At 70.3% G+C, this 17,470-nt stretch carries 15 protein-coding genes; 13 read left to right on the top strand and 2 right to left on the bottom strand.

Features of this window, described 5'->3' with window-relative positions; all coding sequences use genetic code 11:
• The first annotated feature begins 62 nt into the window (after positions 1-62).
• The gene (locus ACIBP6_RS21875) at positions 63-350 is read left to right on the top strand and encodes an antibiotic biosynthesis monooxygenase family protein (RefSeq protein WP_132615907.1); all 288 of its coding nucleotides are present in this window, start codon (positions 63-65) and stop codon (positions 348-350) included.
• A 94-nt stretch (positions 351-444) separates the two neighbouring features.
• Positions 445-1,830 (top strand): glycine--tRNA ligase, encoded by a 1,386-nt coding sequence (locus ACIBP6_RS21870; RefSeq protein WP_397054765.1) that lies wholly within the window; start codon positions 445-447, stop codon positions 1,828-1,830.
• A 917-nt stretch (positions 1,831-2,747) separates the two neighbouring features.
• Here ACIBP6_RS21870 and ACIBP6_RS21865 read toward each other — a convergent pair.
• On the bottom strand, positions 2,748-3,635 hold the full coding sequence (locus ACIBP6_RS21865) for a helix-turn-helix transcriptional regulator (RefSeq protein WP_397054763.1): 888 nt from the start codon (positions 3,633-3,635) through the stop codon (positions 2,748-2,750).
• A 199-nt stretch (positions 3,636-3,834) separates the two neighbouring features.
• On the opposite strand from ACIBP6_RS21865, the gene ACIBP6_RS21860 reads away from it, so the two are divergent.
• The 3 genes from ACIBP6_RS21860 to ACIBP6_RS21850 all read left to right on the top strand — a co-directional run bounded on the left by ACIBP6_RS21860 (position 3,835) and on the right by ACIBP6_RS21850 (position 7,220).
• Entirely contained in the window at positions 3,835-4,848 is a 1,014-nt protein-coding gene (locus ACIBP6_RS21860; RefSeq protein ID WP_397054761.1) for an aldo/keto reductase, read from the top strand.
• 4 nt (positions 4,849-4,852) lie between these two features.
• Positions 4,853-5,773 carry an SDR family NAD(P)-dependent oxidoreductase gene (locus ACIBP6_RS21855; RefSeq protein ID WP_397054759.1) on the top strand — a complete coding sequence of 307 codons (921 nt, stop codon included), beginning with the start codon at positions 4,853-4,855 and terminating at the stop codon, positions 5,771-5,773.
• A gap of 226 nt (positions 5,774-5,999) precedes the next feature.
• Complete coding sequence (locus tag ACIBP6_RS21850; protein WP_397054757.1) at positions 6,000-7,220, top strand: ATP-binding protein; 1,221 nt, start codon at positions 6,000-6,002, stop codon at positions 7,218-7,220.
• Between the two features lie 75 nt (positions 7,221-7,295).
• Here ACIBP6_RS21850 and ACIBP6_RS21845 read toward each other — a convergent pair whose 3' ends face one another.
• Complete coding sequence (locus tag ACIBP6_RS21845) at positions 7,296-8,060, bottom strand: dienelactone hydrolase family protein (protein WP_397054755.1); 765 nt, start codon at positions 8,058-8,060, stop codon at positions 7,296-7,298.
• Positions 8,061-8,172: 112 nt separating this feature from the next.
• Here ACIBP6_RS21845 and ACIBP6_RS21840 point away from each other — a divergent pair, with 112 nt between their 5' ends.
• The 8 genes from ACIBP6_RS21840 to ppdK all read left to right on the top strand — a co-directional run bounded on the left by ACIBP6_RS21840 (position 8,173) and on the right by ppdK (position 17,423).
• Positions 8,173-8,319, top strand: a complete 147-nt coding sequence (locus ACIBP6_RS21840; RefSeq protein ID WP_165970232.1) for a hypothetical protein — start codon at positions 8,173-8,175, stop codon at positions 8,317-8,319.
• Positions 8,316-9,311 (top strand): AAA family ATPase, encoded by a 996-nt coding sequence (locus tag ACIBP6_RS21835; RefSeq protein WP_397054753.1) that lies wholly within the window; start codon positions 8,316-8,318, stop codon positions 9,309-9,311. The genes ACIBP6_RS21840 and ACIBP6_RS21835 overlap by 4 nt, the downstream gene beginning before the upstream one ends.
• Positions 9,308-10,423 carry a DUF58 domain-containing protein gene (locus tag ACIBP6_RS21830; RefSeq protein WP_397054751.1) on the top strand — a complete coding sequence of 372 codons (1,116 nt, stop codon included), beginning with the start codon at positions 9,308-9,310 and terminating at the stop codon, positions 10,421-10,423. The genes ACIBP6_RS21835 and ACIBP6_RS21830 overlap by 4 nt, the downstream gene beginning before the upstream one ends.
• A complete protein-coding gene (locus ACIBP6_RS21825; RefSeq protein ID WP_397054749.1) occupies positions 10,420-11,364 on the top strand; it encodes a VWA domain-containing protein in 945 nt (314 codons plus the stop codon). Before ACIBP6_RS21830 ends, ACIBP6_RS21825 begins: the two co-directional genes overlap by 4 nt.
• The gene (locus ACIBP6_RS21820; protein WP_397054747.1) at positions 11,361-12,269 is read left to right on the top strand and encodes a S1C family serine protease; all 909 of its coding nucleotides are present in this window, start codon (positions 11,361-11,363) and stop codon (positions 12,267-12,269) included. The genes ACIBP6_RS21825 and ACIBP6_RS21820 overlap by 4 nt, the downstream gene beginning before the upstream one ends.
• Positions 12,270-12,279: 10 nt before the next feature.
• Positions 12,280-12,945, top strand: a complete 666-nt coding sequence (locus ACIBP6_RS21815; protein WP_132623346.1) for a response regulator transcription factor — start codon at positions 12,280-12,282, stop codon at positions 12,943-12,945.
• On the top strand, positions 12,942-14,123 hold the full coding sequence (locus ACIBP6_RS21810) for a sensor histidine kinase (protein ID WP_397054745.1): 1,182 nt from the start codon (positions 12,942-12,944) through the stop codon (positions 14,121-14,123). The genes ACIBP6_RS21815 and ACIBP6_RS21810 overlap by 4 nt, the downstream gene beginning before the upstream one ends.
• Positions 14,124-14,786: 663 nt before the next feature.
• The gene (gene ppdK, locus ACIBP6_RS21805) at positions 14,787-17,423 is read left to right on the top strand and encodes a pyruvate, phosphate dikinase (protein WP_397054743.1); all 2,637 of its coding nucleotides are present in this window, start codon (positions 14,787-14,789) and stop codon (positions 17,421-17,423) included.
• Positions 17,424-17,470 lie beyond the last annotated feature (47 nt).

Raw genomic sequence — 17,470 nt, 5'->3', positions numbered from 1 at the left:
GAGCCGGATGAGCGCAGGTGACCGGGCTGTGGCGGACCGCCCGCACCCCTAGGCTGGAACGCGTGCTCGCCGTCATCCGCTACACCGTGCCCGATGCCCAGTCGCAGGACTTCCTCAAGCAGGGCCACACGATCCTCGACACGTTCGCCGAACAGCCCGGCTTCCAGCGGGGCAGGCTCGCCCGTTCGGTCGACGAGCCCAATCTGTGGGCCCTGGTCACGGAGTGGGAAGGCGCCGGTTTCTACCGCAGAGCGCTGTCCGCCGCCCGCATGGTGATGTATCCGCTGATGATTCTCATGGTCAACGAACCCAGTGCGTACGAGGACGTCTATCCGCGCGACGGGGCGTAACATTTACTCGCGCGCGAGACCGGGGAAGCGTCCCCTAAGCTGGGAGCTCACCAATACCCTCGCCGACCTCCAGCCGGAAAGAGAACCTACCGAAATGGCACGACGCAACGACGTCATGGACACCATCGTCAGCCTCGCCAAGCGCCGCGGGCTCGTATACCCGTCGAGCGAGATCTACGGCGGACTGCGCGCGTCGTGGGACTACGGTCCGCTGGGTGTCGAGCTGAAGAGCAACGTCAAGCGGCAGTGGTGGCTGTCGATGGTCCAGTCGCGCGAAGACGTGGTGGGCCTCGACTCCTCCGTCGTCCTGGCGCCCGAGGTGTGGCGCGCCAGCGGCCACGTCGAGACCTTCACCGACCCGCTCACCGAGTGCCTGTCCTGCCACAAGCGCTTCAGGGCCGACCACCTCATCGAGGCCTACGAGGAGAAGAACGGCAAGTCGCCCGAGGGCGGCCTGACCGACATCACCTGCCCCAACTGCGGCAACAAGGGCACCTTCACCGAGCCTCGCCAGTTCAGCGGCCTGCTGAAGACCTTCCTCGGCCCCGTCGAGGACGAATCGGGCCTGGCCTACCTCCGGCCCGAGACCGCGCAGGGCATCTTCATCAACTACCTCAACGTGCAGCAGTCGGCGCGCAAGAAGATCCCGTTCGGCATCGGCCAGATCGGCAAGTCGTTCCGCAACGAGATCACGCCGGGCAACTTCATCTTCCGCACCCGCGAGTTCGAGCAGATGGAGATGGAGTTCTTCGTCAAGCCCGGCACCGACGAGGAGTGGCACCAGTACTGGATCGACGAGCGCTACCGCTGGTACTCCGACCTCGGCATCAACAAGGACAACCTGCGCCTTTACGAGCACCCGAAGGACAAGCTGTCCCACTACTCCAAGCGCACGGTCGACATCGAGTACCGGTTCGGCTTCACCGGCTCGGAGTGGGGTGAGCTGGAGGGTGTCGCCAACCGCACCGACTTCGACCTGACGGCCCACTCCAAGGCGTCGGGCGTCGACCTCAGCTTCTTCGAGCAGGAGACGCAGGAGCGTTACGTTCCCTACGTCATCGAGCCGGCGGCCGGCGTCGACCGGGCCACGCTCACGTTCCTGCTCGACGCCTACAGCGAGGACGAGGCGCCCAACGCCAAGGGCGTCATGGAGAAGCGCACGGTCATGCGCCTCGACCACCGGCTCGCCCCGGTCAAGGCCGCGGTGCTGCCGCTGTCGCGCAACGCCGACCTGTCGCCGAAGGCCCGCGACCTGGCCGCGCAGCTGCGCCGCCGCTGGAACGTCGAGTTCGACGACGCCGGGGCGATCGGCCGCCGCTACCGCCGCCAGGACGAGATCGGCACGCCGTTCTGCATCACGGTCGACTTCGACACCCTCGACGACCACGCGGTGACCATCCGCGAGCGCGACACGATGAGCCAGGAGCGCATCTCCATCGACGCCGTGGAGTCCTACCTCCGCCAGCACCTGAACGACTGAGTTCTCCGGCACGGGCCGCTCGCCGTACTTGTGGCGGGCGGCTTTTGCCATGTCTTCCGTCGAGGGCGCTGTCCCGACGCTCACGGCACGGTGGCCCTGTCACGGGCGCGGCGGCTATGTCGCGCTTCGCCGCGGCGCGGCGGCGCGGTGGCGCAGTGGCGCGGTGGCGCGGTGGCTCTGTTACGGCGCGCTTTCGCGGCGGCGCGGTGGCTCTGTTACGGCGCGCTTTCGCGGCGGCGCGGTGGCTCTGTTACGGCGCGCTTTCGCGGCGGCGTGATCCCTCGTTGCGGCGATCCATTTTTCCTCTTTTTACGGCTGCGCCGGCCCGGCCCACCCGCCGTGGTCATCCTGAGGGCCCTCCAGGGAGACGCTCCTCCGCCTCACCGGCGCGCCGCCGTTACGGCGCACGTCGCCCGGCTCCGTGGTCCCTCCGGCCGGCTCACCGGGTGCCGAGCGAGGTCAGCCATCGCCCACTAGATCATGGGAAGCGGGGCATGCAGCCGCAGACACGATTCCCCGCAGGTCGTGCACACGGGCTGCTTTTACCTGGCCCATGCCGGGCCGCTCGCCATGCCGTCAAGCTCGGTTCGATCAACGCTCACCGGGCGTCGGACAAGTCTCGCGACAGGCGAGCCGTGAGACCATGTGATGATCAACGATCTGCCGCCACGCCGATACGGACAGATCAAGGCGCAACTAGATCAGGTGTCCACCTGCAGGGCGCCCCCGCGGAAGTCGGCCGGCTGAAGAGCGGCGGCTGGTCGGGCTCCTCGCTCTGCTCCTTGGCCAGGCTTTTGAGGTGGCGGCCCGGGCGTTCGGCGCTGTAGCGGTCGCCGGCCACGGTTTCGCCGACGATCATGTTCTCCCGCGCGCCCTCCAGCACAGAGATCGACCAGGGGGAGGTGGTGCAGGTGCCGTTATGGGGTCATCCGGGACGTGCCGGTCGGCTGGGTGTGGCCGGCGCCGGTCGTCATGTCCTGGGTGCCGATGACGGAGAGCATCTCCAGCCGGGCGGCGCCGTTGCTGCCGGGCGGCGCGGTGAACCACAGCAGGCGCTGGCGCCCGTCCTCGCTGAACAGGCTGTGGCAGTCGACCTCGATGACGCCGAGGGCGGGGTGGACGATCCGCTTGTGGTCGGCCCGCCGCAGGGCGACGTCACGCGTCTCCCACAGGCTCGCGAACTCCTGGCTGCGCCGTCGTAGTGCGGAGACCAAGCGGTTCACCTCGGGGTCGCGCCCGCGGCGGGCGGCGACGGCGTGCAGGTCGGCGACGAAGACACGCGAGTGGTGGTCGTGGTCCTGCGCCGGGTACAGCGTGCGGGCGCCGGGGTCGGTGAACCAGCGGTGGATGAATCCGGCCCCTTGGCCCCGCGTCGTGGACACGTGGCCGAGGAGGGCGATGGCCAGGGGGTTCTGGGCGAGTATCACGTGCAGGTCGGTCATGATCTGGGCGGGGGTGGTGGAGAGCCGGTCCAGCAGGCTGAGCAGCGCCGGCTGGACGTGCGCGGTCGGGCCGTGCGCCTCCGTGGGGACCAGCCGGTCGGCGAGGTGGAACAGGTGGTCGCGTTCGTCGCCGTCCAGCCGCAGTGCCCGCGCGAGTGCGGCCAGCACCTGTGCCGAGGGCTGTGTGCCGCGACCGCGTTCCAGCTCGGTGTAGTAGTCCGCGGACAGCCCCGCCAGCTGGGCGACCTCCTCGCGCCGCAGTCCCGGCACCCGGCGCCTCGGACCGGTGGGCAGACCGACCTCGGCCGGACGGATCCTGTCACGCCGCGACCTCAGGTACGCGGCGAGTTCCGAGTGGTTCATATCTCCATGGTGGCGCAGGCCGATGGGCGGAACCAGGGGACCGCAACCCCTGGGTCGAGCCAGAGGGTCGGCCTTGCGGTGCGTAGAGGGGGGACGCCGTCCCCAGGGCCGTGGCAGCCGTGGCTGGCCTCGTTATCGCAGGTCAAACTGGGTCTGTCCCCGCGAAGGCGGGGAAGAGAAACGACAAGGAGAATCCGCAATGGCCACCGTTCTTTCCCGCCGGCTCGGGTCGAACGGCCCGCGCGTCTCGGCCATCGGCTTGGGCGCCATGGGCATGTCCGATATGTACGGCCCAGCCGACGAGCAGGAGAGCATCGCCACCCTGCACGCCGCGATCGACTCGGGCGTCACGCTCATCGACACCGGCGACTTCTACGGCTCCGGCCACAACGAGATGCTGATCGGCCGTGCGCTCAAGGAGCGGAACCGCGAGGACGTGGTGCTGAGCGTCAAGTTCGGCTCGCGGCGTATCCCGGGCGGCGCCTTCCAGCCGGTGCCCGCGGACACCGACCCGGTCGCGGTCAAGGACCGGCTGGCGTTCACGCTGCGCCGCCTCGGCACCGACTACGTCGACATCTACCGGCCGACGCGGCTGAACCCGAACGTGCCGATCGAGGACACGGTCGGCGCCATCACTGAACTGATCCAGGCCGGTTACGTCCGGTACGTCGGGCTTTCCGAGGTCGGCGCGACCACCGTGCGCAGGGCGGCGGCTGTCCACCCGATCAGCGACCTGCAGATCGAGTACTCGCTGATCTCCCGCGGCGTCGAGGAGACGATCCTGCCGACCCTCCGCGAGCTGGGCATCGGGCTCACCGCGTACGGCGTGCTGTCCCGGGGGTTGCTGTCGGGCCACTGGAGTGCGGACCGGCAGCTGACGTCTGGCGACTTCCGCGCTCAGGCGCTGCCGCGTTTCCAGGACGAGAACCTCAAGGCGAACCTCGCCCTGGTCGACGCGCTGCGCGAGGTCGCCCGGTCGATCGGCGCCACCGTCGCGCAGGTCGCGATCGCCTGGGTCGCCTCACGCGGGCCGGACATCGTGCCGCTGGTGGGCGCGCGCCGCCGCGACCGGCTCACCGAGTCGCTGGCCGCCGCAAGCCTGGTCCTCAGTGATGAGCACCTCTCCGCCATCGAGGCTGCCATCCCCGCCGGCTCGGCCGTCGGCGACCGGTACAACGCCCAGCTGATGGCCACCCTAGACAGCGAGGGCTGAGCTCATGGTCATCATCATCACCGGTGCCGGCACCGGCATGGGGAGGCTCACCGCACGTTCCCTCGCACTGGCCGGCCACACCGTGTACGCGAGCATGCGGAACATCGACGCGAGCGATGCGGACAACGCCGCGGAGCATCGTGCGTTCGCCGAAGAACACGGGGTCGACCTTCGGGTCGTCGAACTCGACGTCCTGTCGGACGAGTCGGCACAGGCGGCTGCGCGGACGATCCAGCAGGAGCAGGGCCGTCTCGACGTGCTGGTGCACAACGCCGCCCACCTTTATGTCGGGATCACGGAAGCCTTCACACCTGAACAGGTCATGCGCGGGCTGGACACCAACGTGGTCGGCGCTCTGCGGGTCAACCGCGTCTTCCTGCCGATGATGCGGCGGCAACGCTCCGGCCTGCTGGTCTGGGTGGGCAGCGGCTCGACCAGGGTGGTCCCCCCGTTCCTCGGCCCGTACACGGCGGCCAAGGCCGCGTTCGACTCCTTCGCCGAGTCGGTCAGCTACGAAACGATCAAGTTCGGCATCGAGACCACGATCGTCATGCCCGGCATCTTCGTCGAGGGCACGGCCCACTTCCCCAATGCCGAGTTCCCCGCCGACGCCGGGATCCAGCAGGAGTACCTGGCGCTCTACCAGTCGTACCTGGACCGCAACGAGGAGGCATCCCGAGGAATGACGCTCCCCGGCCCGACCCCCCAGGTGCAGAGCGTCGCCGATGAGATCGTCCGCGTCGTCGGCCTTCCCGCCGGTTCCCGTCCGTTCCGTACCACCGTCGACTACACCGGGGCCGGCGACATCCCGGTCAACGAGGCCGCGGCCCGCAGCCGCCGCCAGTTCATGGAACGCATGACCTTCGCCGATCTCCTCCCCGCCGGCCCCGCAGTCGTCGACGGCCTCAATCTGAAGGCTCCGTAAGCGGCACAGGGCGCGGGCGTTCTCCTGGCGCACGCTCTCGTCATCCGGGTCGGCGTTGAGGCCGGGGCCGGGTCCCTGGGCTTGGACGTACGGCGGCGCGTTGGAACGGGAGCCGGAACTCCGGCGGCAGCGGCGCTTTCCGGGCCGGCCTGTGACATGCGGGCGTGGACCGCCTGCCGCCTTGACGGTCGGCAATCAGAGGCAGATGTCTATTAGGTGATCCATTGTGGAAACGAACATCGATTATCAGGCGGTATTTGACGCGATGCCGTCACCCTGCGCCATCCTCACCCCGGATCAGGTCGTCGTGGCTGCCAACGATGCCTACGTACGCTTGATCGGGCGGGAGCGAGAGGACGTCGCCCGTCGCGATGTCTTTGCCGGCCTTTCTGGGCGACTCCGCGTCGTCGGCGATCCGGAGACGTCCGGCGTGTCAGAAGTGCGTGCTTCGCTCCAGAGGGTCGCGAACACCGGCGTGGCCGACGTCGTGCCGCTGCTAGGGCACGGGATGGAGACGTCTGACCGCCCGGGGGCCTTTGAGGAGCGGTATTGGCGCCTGCTGAACGTGCCGATGTTCGACACGGTCGGCCAGGTGCGGTGGATCATCGTCACGCTGGAGGACGTGACCGGCCTCTTCGAGCAGGTGCGCGCCTCACTGAGGGCCGGAGTCGTCGGGGGCGGGTCGACGCGGACCGGCGCACGTATCCCCGGCCAGGACCCGGACCCGGTGAAGGTGAGTTTGCGGCTGCAACAGGCATACCGCCAGGAGCAGCAAGCTGTGTCGGCGCTGCACGAGGCCATCGAGCAGCAGCAACGATTTCTGTTCGACGCCACCCACGACCTCCGTAACCCGATCACGGGCCTGCTGACCGAGGTCGAGGTGGCGCTGGACGACCCCGATGCCGATCCGCGCCAGACGCTGCAGACTCTGCGTCCGAACATTGAACGGCTCGACGATGTCGTCGCCGACCTGCTCGTCCTGGCCCGCCTGTACACGGCGACTCCGCCCACCACCAGTCTGGTCGACCTGGGGAACCTTGTCATGGAAGAACTGGAGGCTCACCCGGTGAACGCCGAGGTCATCATTCATCTCGGCGACAACGCCGTGGTCCGGGCCTCTCGCGTGCGGCTGGCCAGGCTGTTGTCCAATCTTGTGGCCAATGCGGAGCGGCACACCACCAGCAAGATCGAGATTGTGGTCGCCACCGACCCCCCGTTCGCCGTTCTGGAGGTCATCGACGACGGCCCCGGCATCCGGCCGGAGGACCGCGAGAGAATCTTCCACCGCCTGTACCGCCAGGACCAGGCCCGGAGACTCGACCCAGGCGGCTCAGGTTTCGGGCTGCCGATCGCCCGCGAGATCGCCCAAGCCTACGATGGCGATCTCCACGTCGCCGACCATCCCGACGGGGCGCGCTTCGTCCTACGCCTGCCCCTTGCCTCCTAGCGTACGGATATGCCTCTCACCTGCGCTATGCAGAGGTCTCGGGCGGTGGACCAGATCTGCGGCACATCCGTGGCTTCACGCGATCAGCACATGACAAGACCGGCGGACACATTGAGGTCCTTGCCCGGTGATGGAGGCGGCAGCGTCGCGGGCCAGAAAGGCCATCGCGCCGGCCCCTCCTTGGCCTGCACCAGACGACCGAGCGGCGAGCCTGAACCGCGTATTGGAGGACGTCTTCGGGGGCGACAACCCGCCGCCGAAGCAGAAGCCGATCATGCCCAGCTTGGGCCCTTCGGCCCGCCGCCCCAGCTCGCCCACCGCCGCCTTCATGTCCGCCACGAACCGCTCCGGCGGGATCTCCCCGAGCCGCGCCGTGGCCTCGGCGGTGTCGGTGAACGCCGCCGTGCCGCCGTCCCGTGACAGCAGGTCCAGGGCGAGGGCCGAGTAGCCGCTCGCGGCCAGCCGTCCCGCGACCGACCGGACGTGGTCGGTGAGGCCGCGGTTCTCGTGGATCACGAGGACCGCGCCCTTGGCGTCCTCGGCGGAGGCCCAGGCGGCCTGCAGCGTCGTGCCCTCGGGCCCGCCGAACGTGACGGGCTCCGTGGGCAGTGGTGAGGGCCCGGCCGGGCTCGCGGTGGGGGCGGGGGGAGCAGGGGAGGTGGCCGGGGTGGCCGGGGCCGCCGGCTCCGGGGACGCGCCACAGGCGGTGAGCAGGGCGGCGGCCGCGGGCAGCCCGAGCCCGAGCAGACCGAGCCGCCGCAGGGCCTCGCGGCGGGAGATCAGGCCGTCCACGTGGTCGAGGGCGACCTCTTCGGCGAGATAGCGCTGGATGGGCGTCATGTCGGAGGTCTAACCCCGTTCACCGAAAAACCGTGTAAAGACGGCGGTTACGCAGGTTTTCGCGGTCTCTTGCTGAAATTCCTTCTAAGCCGATACGAGGGACGAGGAATCCATGCGTAGATCGCGTTTCGCTCTAGGTCTGCTGGCCGCCGGCGCGCTGCTCATGACAGGCGGTGCCGCGTACGCCGATCCCCAGCCGACCGCCCTGGAGCTACGGGTGGTCGTGGACGACTGCCCCCAGAAGGACGTGCAGCCATGACCGACCCGGCACTGCTCGAACGGGCCCTGTTCGAGGTCAAGCGAGTGATCGTCGGACAGGATCGCATGGTCGAACGGCTGCTCGTGGCGGTGGTCGCCAAGGGACACTGCCTGCTCGAAGGCGTGCCCGGCATCGCCAAGACCCTGGCCGCCGAGACCCTGGCGACGGTGGTCGGCGGCACGTTCGCCCGCATCCAGTTCACGCCGGACCTGGTGCCCGCCGACATCGTCGGCACCAGGATCTACCGGCCCTCGACCGAGACGTTCGACGTCGAGCTCGGGCCGGTCATGGTCAACCTGCTGCTCGCCGACGAGATCAACCGGGCGCCCGCGAAGGTGCAGTCCGCCCTGCTGGAGATCATGGCAGAGCGGCAGGTCAGCATCGGCGGCGTCACCCACGACGTGCCGCGGCCGTTCCTGGTGCTGGCCACGCAGAACCCGATCGAGTCGGAGGGCGTCTACCACCTGCCCGAGGCACAGCGGGACCGCTTCCTCATGAAGATCGACGTGGACTATCCCAGCGAGTCGGAGGAGCTGGCGATCGTCTACCGCATGAGCGTCGACCCGCCTCAGCCCCAGAGCATCCTCGACCCGGCGCAGGTCGTCATGCTTCAGCGCCGGGCCGAGGAGATCTTCGTGCACCACGCGGTCGCCGAGTACGCCGTCCGCCTGGTGTACGCCACCCGCGACCCGGAGCGCTACGGCGTGCCCGACGTACGGCGGCTGCTGGCCTTCGGCGCCAGCCCCCGCGCCACGCTCGGCCTGCTCGCGGCCGGCCGGGCGCTGGCCCTCATGCGGGGCCGCGACTACGTGCTGCCCGAGGACGTCCGGGACCTGGCCCACGACGTGATGGCCCACCGGCTGGTGCTGTCGTTCGACGCGCTGGCCGACGGGATCACGCCCCGGAACGTCGTGGACCGGGTGCTGAACGCCGTACCGCTGCCGGTCATCGCCCCGCAGCAGGAGATCCGGCGTCAGGAGATCGTGGCATGAGGTCGTACCTGATGGCCGAGCCCGCGCTGCGGCGGCTCGAGCTGACGATCACGAGGAGATTGGATGGACTGCTCCAGGGCGAACATCTCGGCCTGGTGCCAGGTCCCGGGAGCGAACCGGCGGAGTCACGGGCGTACCAGCCGGGAGACGACGTGCGGCGGATGGACTGGAACGTCACCGCCCGCACGAACGAGCCCCACGTGCGGGACATGGTCGCCGACCGGGAGCTGGAGATCTGGGCGCTGCTCGACGCCACCGCCAGCATGGACTTCGGCACCGCGGCGATGGAGAAGCGGGAGCTGGCCCTCGCGGCCATGGCCGCGGTCGGCTTCCTCACCCAGCGCACCGGCAACCGGATCGGCGCCCACCTGCTGCACGGCGGCGGCGTCAGGACGCTGCCCGCCCGGACGGGCCGGCCGCACCTGATGGCGCTGCTGCAGGCGGCGTTCGGGCTGCCGCGCACCCCGCCGGGGGTGGCCGAGCCGCTGCTCGGCGTCGCGGCCGAGCAGCTGAGCCGGGTCGTACGGCGGCGCGGCCTGGTCCTGGTCGTGTCGGACTTCCTCGACGAGCCGGAGACCTGGGAGCTGGCGCTGCGCAAGCTCACCGCCCGCCACCAGGTGCTGGCGGTCGAGGTGGTCGATCCGCGCGAGCTGACCCTGCCGGACGTGGGGATCCTCACGCTGATCGACCCGGAGACGGGCCGGCGGCGCGAGGTCGCCACCGGCAACGCCCGGCTGCGCCGCCGCTACGCCGAGGCGGCGGCCGCGCAGCGCGAGACGATCGGCCAGGCGCTGCGCAGGGCCGGGGTCACCCACCTGCGCCTGCGCACGGACCGGGACTGGGTGCGCGATCTGGTCAGACACGTCATGCGCCAGCGCCGGCTCGCCAGCCTGGCCGCCAGCCCAGCCTCGACTCCGCCCCGCTCCGGCCCCCAGGGCAGCCTGCCCAGCGGCCCTTCGGGTGGCGCGTCGGGTGGTTCGTCGGGCGGCCCTTCGGATGGTTCGTCACACGGTGCCGCCGGTGGACCGTCGCCCGGCCCGGCCGGGCGGCTGGCTGGGCGTCCGAGTGGGCGCCGTGGGCGGCGGCCGGGTGGGGGAGGTGACGCGGCGTGACGCTCATGGCGCCCGTCTGGCTGCTGCTGCTCATCCCCGTGGCGCTGCTGGCCGTCGCGTACGTGCTCATGGCCCTGCGCAGCAGGACCGCCTACGCCGTCCGCTTCACCAACCTCGACCTGCTCGACAAGGTGGCGCCGCGGCAGCCCGGGTGGCGCAGGCACGTGCCGGCGGCGGCGCTGCTGCTCATGTTCGCGCTGCTCGTGGTGGGGTTCGCCCGGCCGACGGCCGAGGTGCAGGTGCCGCGCGAGCGGGCGACGATCATGGTGGCGTTCGACGTGTCCGCGTCCATGGACGCCACCGACGTCGCGCCGAACCGGTTCCAGGTGGCCAAGCAGGCGGCCAGGCAGTTCGTCCAGGGGCTGCCCGAGCGGTTCAACCTCGGGCTCGTGTCCTTCTCCGGGAGCGCCTCGGTAGCCGTGCCGCCGACCCTGGACCGGCAGGCGGTGCTGGACGCGCTCGACCGGCTCACCACCGACTCCGGCACCGCCATCGGCGAGGCCGTCTTCACCTCGCTGGAGGCCGTCGCCTCGCTCGACACGGGGGAGCAGGCCCCGCCCGCGCACATCGTGCTGCTGTCGGACGGCTCCAACACGACCGGCCGCATGGTCAGCGAAGCGGCGGCCGAGGCGGCGTCCCGCGGCGTCCCGGTCACCACGATCGCGTACGGCACCCCTGAAGGCGTCATCAACCTGTCGGGCAACGAGGTCCCGGTGCCGGTGGACGGGCCCGCCCTGCGCGGTCTCGCCCAGACGGCGGGTGGCGGCTTCTACGAGGCGGCCAGCGGCGACGAGCTGCAGGCGGTCTACGACGACATCGGCACCTCCGTCGGCTACCGCACCGAACGTCAGGAGGTATGGCAGTGGTTCGTGGGCGCTGGACTGGTCCTGGCGATGATCGCGGCGGTCACGTCGATGCTCTGGTTCTCGAGGCTCCCGTGAGAGGGCTGGGGCGGCCGCGGGGGCCGGAGTTCCACACCCCGCCGCTGGGGGTCCGGCAGGAGACCGTCCCCTTCCACGCGCCGGGCGCGCGTGTGGCCGCCGAGCCCGCGGGGGCGCACCGGGCGTACGTGCCGCCGAGGGAGAACCCGCCGAACCCGCCGAAGCCGCCGAATACCTCTCCCAGGGGCCGCCTCCTGGTGGCCGCCGCGCTCGTCGCGGCGGTCACCGGGACGGTGGCCGGCGTGGCGGGGGCCCGGCTCTCCGAAGGGCCGAGCCCGGTCGCCGCCCTGCCCCAGGTGCCGCCCGCGTCGTCGGCGAGCCTCACCGGCCTGAGCGCGACGGCCGCCCGCGTGCTGCCGAGCGTCGTGTCGATCGAGACACGTGGCGGGGGCGGCTCCGGGTTCGTGGTGGACGACCGCGGACACATCCTCACCAACGCCCACGTCGTCATGGGCGGCAGCCAGGTCAGCGTGACGCTGAACGACGGCAGCCGGCTGACCGCCCGCGTCGTCGGCATGGACACCGACGAGGACCTGGCGGTGCTGGAGGTCGACTACCTGATGAACCTCACGCCCGCCACCCTCGGCAGGTCCGCGGACCTGTCCGTCGGCGACCAGGTGCTCGCCATCGGCTCGCCACTGGGCCTGTCCGGCACGGTCACCGCCGGCATCGTCAGCGCCACGGACCGGGAGGTACGCCTCGGCGGCTCCCAGCGGACCGCCGTGCAGACGGACGCCTCCATCAACCCCGGCAACTCCGGCGGCCCGCTGGTGAACGCCCGCGGCGAGGTCGTCGGGGTGAACACCGCGATCGCGGCCGGCCGAGGCGGCGGCAACATCGGCATCGGCTTCGCCATCCCGATCGACAGGGCCGCGCCCATCGCAGAACGAATCATCCGAAACTAGGGTCCTTGGCATGCGACTGCTTGTGGTGGAGGACGAGGAGGACCTGGTCGACGCGATGCGGGTCGGCCTGGTCCGGGCGGGATACGCGGTGGACGTCGCCTACGACGCGCCGTCCGCCCACGAGAAGCTGCAGGTCAACACGTACGACCTGGTGCTGCTCGACCTCAACCTGCCCGGCGGCGACGGCTTCCAGCTGTGCCGGACCGTCCGGAGCGCGGGCCAGGGCGTGCGGATCATCATGGTGACCGCCCGGGACCGGCTCGACGACCGCGTACGCGGGCTCGACGAGGGGGCGGACGACTACCTGGTCAAGCCGTTCGCGTTCCCCGAGCTGCTGGCCAGGGTGCGGGCACTGCTGCGCAGGGACGGCGGCGGCGGCACCTCCGTGCTTCAGGTGGGCGGTCTGCGCATCGACACCGCCCGCCTGGAGGTGTCGCTCGACGGCCGGGCGCTGGCCCTCACCCCCAAGGAGTACGGCGTGCTGCACTACCTGATGACCCGCCCCGGGCACGTCGTGTCCACCGAGGAACTGCTCGAACACGTCTGGGACGAGCACACCGACCCGTTCACCAGCACCGTCCGCGTGACCGTCGGCAACCTGCGCCGCAAACTCCAGGAGGACGGGCTCATCGAGACCGTGATCAGCCGCGGCTACCGGCTGAAGGAGCCCTCGTGATCCACACCATCCGCTTCCGGCTCACGGTGCTCTACTCGGGCCTGCTGTTCGTGCTGGCCACGGTCGTGCTCGGCGGCATCTACTTCGCGGTGTCCAAGAGCACCGACCAGCGGCCGTACACGACGCAGTACGCCAAGGCGTACGCGGGGGACCGGTACGTCGGTAAGCAGGAGGTGGTGTTCGTCGAGGAGGTCGAGAACGCGGTCAACGTCCAGACCCTGGCCACGCTGCGCGACTACTCGCTGCTCACGCTCGCCGGCCTGTACGTCGCCAGCCTCGGCATCGGCTGGGTGCTGGCCGGTCGGGTGCTGCGCCCGGTCCGGTCCATCACGCGGACGGCCGAGGAGATCCAGGCCACCGACCTCAAACGGCGCATCAAGTTGAACGGGCCCCGCGACGAGCTCAAGGACCTGGCCGACACCATCGACACCATGCTCGACCGGCTGGAAGAGGCGTTCCGGGCGCAGCGCCAGCTCATCGACGACGCCTCGCACGAGCTGCGCAGCCCGCTGACGATCATCCGGGCGAACGTGGACGCCGTCCTGGCCGCCCCCGACGCCAGCGAGGAGGAGCGGGTCAGGGCCGTGGCCATCGTGGACCGGGCCACCACCCGCATGACCCGGCTGGTGGAGGACCTGCTGGCCACCGCCAGGCGGCAGGGCACCGCGTTCGCCGACGCCGACGTCGACCTGGCCCGGGTGGTGGGGGAGGCGTGCGAGGAGTACGCGGCCCCGGCCGCCGCCCGTGACTTGACGATCACCCGCGACCTGTCCCCGGGGCTGGACACCACCGGCGACTCCGACGCCCTGCGCCGCTCCGTGTCCAACCTGCTGTCCAACGCCGTACGCCTCTCGCCGCCCGGCGGCAGGATCCGGGTGGCGGCCGGCCGTGACTCGGGGTGGCTGTGGGCGGCCGTCCGCGACGACGGCCCGGGGATACGGGAGGCCGACCAGGCACGGGTGTTCGACCGCTTCTGGCGCGGCGAGGCCAGCCGCCGGGACCGCCACACGGGCCTCGGCCTGGCGATCGTCCGCCAGATCGTGGAGTCGCACGGGGGCCGCGTCGCGGTCTTCTCCCGCCTCGGCCAGGGCGCCACCTTCATCCTCTGGCTGCCGCCCCGCGAGGGCACGCCCCTCCCACCGCCTGACCACAACCCCCTCATCCCACCGGCCGCGTAACCCCCACGGTTTCGCCTGGCGCGACCTCGCCTTCCCCGGCCAGTGCCATCCCCCTTCCTGCGAGGGGCGGCACGTCCGCCTCATGAAGGGGCGCTCTCCTAAGGTGGACGTCCGTTCGCGAGGTGAGGAGGGCCTGGCGAGGGCCGCCACGACCCCATGGGCCTCCGGCCATGACCCGGCGGTCGGCCACGAGCCCGCTGACCTCAGCCATCCCGGCGGCTTTCTAGTGATGGAAGCGCGGGTGGCCTCTGGACGCCGCGTGAGGCGCGCCGGGCGCGCGATACGCCAGCAGTTCCGACCCCTGGCTTCCCCCTGAGTCCGTGGGGCGGCCGGTCATGGGTGTGCCGGGGAAGCCGTTTGAGCTGGGGTGGAGAGGCTGGTGCGGGGATCGGGGGTGGTAGTTCCCTTGGTCCAGAAGGGACCGTAGTAACCAGTTGGGGCTGCGGTGGTGGTGTGATCTGTTTCTCATTCTCGCTCCCGTGCGTTTATCGAAATTGGTTTAAACCAATTGGTCTAATCCAATTTCCGCTGTCGGGACCTATAATTGGATTAGACCTGTCATGCCGCCTTCACCAGGCATAACGTGCAATTAACCGAGGGGTGCAGTTTCGTCGCCAATTTCACCGGTAGAGTCCGGGACAGAGGCGTTGGATTGGAGCTGTGGTGGCCAAGTACGTTTACGACTTCACCGAGGGCAACAGGAATCTCAAGGATCTTCTCGGCGGTAAGGGCGCGAACCTCGCCGAAATGACGAACCTAGGGCTGCCCGTTCCCCCCGGCTTCACGATCACCACTGAGGCGTGCCGCCACTATCTGGCGGAGGGCGCCGTGCCGGACGGTCTCGACCAGGAGGTCGCCGAGCACCTCGCGGCGCTGGAAGCGCAGATGGGCAGGAAGCTCGGCCAGGCGGACGACCCGCTGCTGGTGAGCGTACGCTCGGGGGCCAAGTTCTCCATGCCGGGCATGATGGAGACGGTCCTCAACATCGGTCTCAACGACGAATCCGTCCACGGCCTGGCCAAGCAGGCCGGCGGCAACGAGCGCTTCGCGTGGGACTCCTACCGCAGGCTCATCCAGATGTTCGGCAGGACCGTGCTGGACATCGACGGCGACCTGTTCGAGCGCGCGCTCGACACCCTCAAGGGCAAGCGCCAGGACACCGACCTGGACGCGGGCGAGTTGCAGCAGCTGGTGAAGACGTACAAGGGCATCGTGCGCGAGCAGACCGGACAGGACTTCCCCACCGACCCGCGCGAGCAGATGCGCCTGGCCGTCATGGCCGTCTTCGACTCCTGGAACGCCCCGCGCGCCATCCTCTACCGCCGCCAGGAACGCATCCCCACCGACCTCGGCACCGCCGTGAACATCATGGCCATGGTCTTCGGCAACTACGGCGACGACTCCGGCACCGGCGTCGCCTTCACCCGCGACCCCGGCTCGGGCCGCCAGGGCATCTACGGCGACTACCTGCAGAACGCCCAGGGCGAGGACGTGGTGGCCGGCATCCGCAACACGATCCCCCTCGAAGAGCTGGAGCGCATCGACAAGCACTCCTACGACGAGCTGCTCGGGATCATGGAGACCCTGGAGAACCACTACCGGGACCTGTGCGACATCGAGTTCACCATCGAGCGCGGCAAGCTGTGGATGTTGCAGACCCGGGTGGGCAAGCGCACGGCGGCGGCCGCGTTCTGCATCGCCACCCAGCTCGTCGACCAGGGCCTCATCACGATGGACGAGGCCGTCACCCGGGTCACCGGCGACCAGCTGGCCCAGCTCATGTTCCCCCGCTTCGACGGCGGCGCAGACAAGAAGAAGATCGCCAAGGGCATGAACGCCTCCCCGGGCGCCGCCGTCGGCAAGGCCGTCTTCTCCTCCGAGCGCGCCATCGAGCTGGCCGAGCAGGGCGAGCACGTCATCCTCGTCCGCCGCGAGACCAACCCCGACGACCTGTCCGGCATGATCGCCGCCCGTGGCATCCTCACCAGCCGCGGCGGCAAGACCTCACACGCCGCCGTGGTGGCCCGCGGCATGGGCAAGACGTGCGTGTGCGGCGCCGAGGAGCTGGAGGTGAACACCGCCGAGAAGCGGTTCGTCGCGCCCGGCGACGTGGTGGTCTCCGAGGGCGACGTCATCTCCATCGACGGCACGACGGGCGAGGTCTTCCTCGGCGAGGTTCCGGTGGTCGACTCGGCCGTGGTCGAGTACTTCGAGGGCTCGGAGCCGGCCGACGACCTGGTCCGGGCCGTGGACCGGATCATGCGCCACGCGGACGCGGCCCGCCGCCTGGGTGTGCGCGCCAACGCCGACACCCCCGAGGACGCGGCCCGGGCCCGCCGCTTCGGCGCGCAGGGCATCGGTCTGTGCCGTACGGAGCACATGTTCCTGGGCGAGCGCCGGCAGCTCGTGGAGGACCTGGTGCTGGCCTCGACCGACGAGGAACGCCAGACCGCCCTGGACGCGCTGGAGCCACTCCAGAAATCCGATTTCATCGGGATATTTCAGGCGATGGAGGGTGCTCCGGTCACCATCCGCCTCATCGACCCGCCCCTGCACGAGTTCCTGCCCGACATCGTGGACCTGTCCGTCAAGATCGCCACGTCGCGGGACGTCACCGAGAAGGATCACCGGCTGCTGGCCGCCGTCAAGCGGCTGCACGAGCAGAACCCGATGCTCGGCCTGCGCGGCGTGCGGCTCGGGCTGATGATCCCCGGTCTGTTCGCGATGCAGGTCAGGGCCATCGCCCAGGCCGCCGCGGAGGTGCCGGGGGCGCGTCCGGAGATCATGATCCCGCTCGTGGCGTCCGTACAGGAGCTGGAGGCGGTACGCGAGGAGGCCGTCAAGATCCTCGCGGAGGCCGGCGTGGAGGCGCTGATCGGCACCATGATCGAGGTGCCGCGCGCCGCCCTCACGGCGGGACAGATCGCGGAGGCGGCGGAGTTCTTCTCCTTCGGCACCAACGACCTGACCCAGATGGCGTGGGGCTTCTCCCGCGACGACGTGGAGGCCTCGTTCTTCTCCCGCTACCTCGACCTCGGCATCTTCGGCGTCTCGCCCTTCGAGACGCTCGACCGCGAGGGTGTGGGGCGGCTCGTGGAGATCGCCGTGGAGGAGGGCCGGGCTGCCCGGCCCGACCTGCACCTCGGCATCTGCGGCGAGCACGGCGGCGACCCCGACTCCGTGCACTTCTGCCACGAGGTGGGCCTCGACTACGTCTCCTGCTCACCGTTCCGGATCCCGGTGGCCCGCCTGGAGGCCGGCCGGGCCGCGCTCTCCCAGAGCGAGTCCGACACGCGCTGAGCTCCGCGCGGGAGAGGGCCGCCCGGCTCCGGGTCCCTGCTGCCCGG

This window comes from Nonomuraea terrae (genome assembly GCF_044465245.1).
GTDB classification, from domain to species: Bacteria; Actinomycetota; Actinomycetes; order Streptosporangiales; family Streptosporangiaceae; genus Nonomuraea; species Nonomuraea terrae.
Note: the sequence above shows the minus strand (reverse complement) of the source record. Positions and strands in the feature narration are given on the sequence as shown.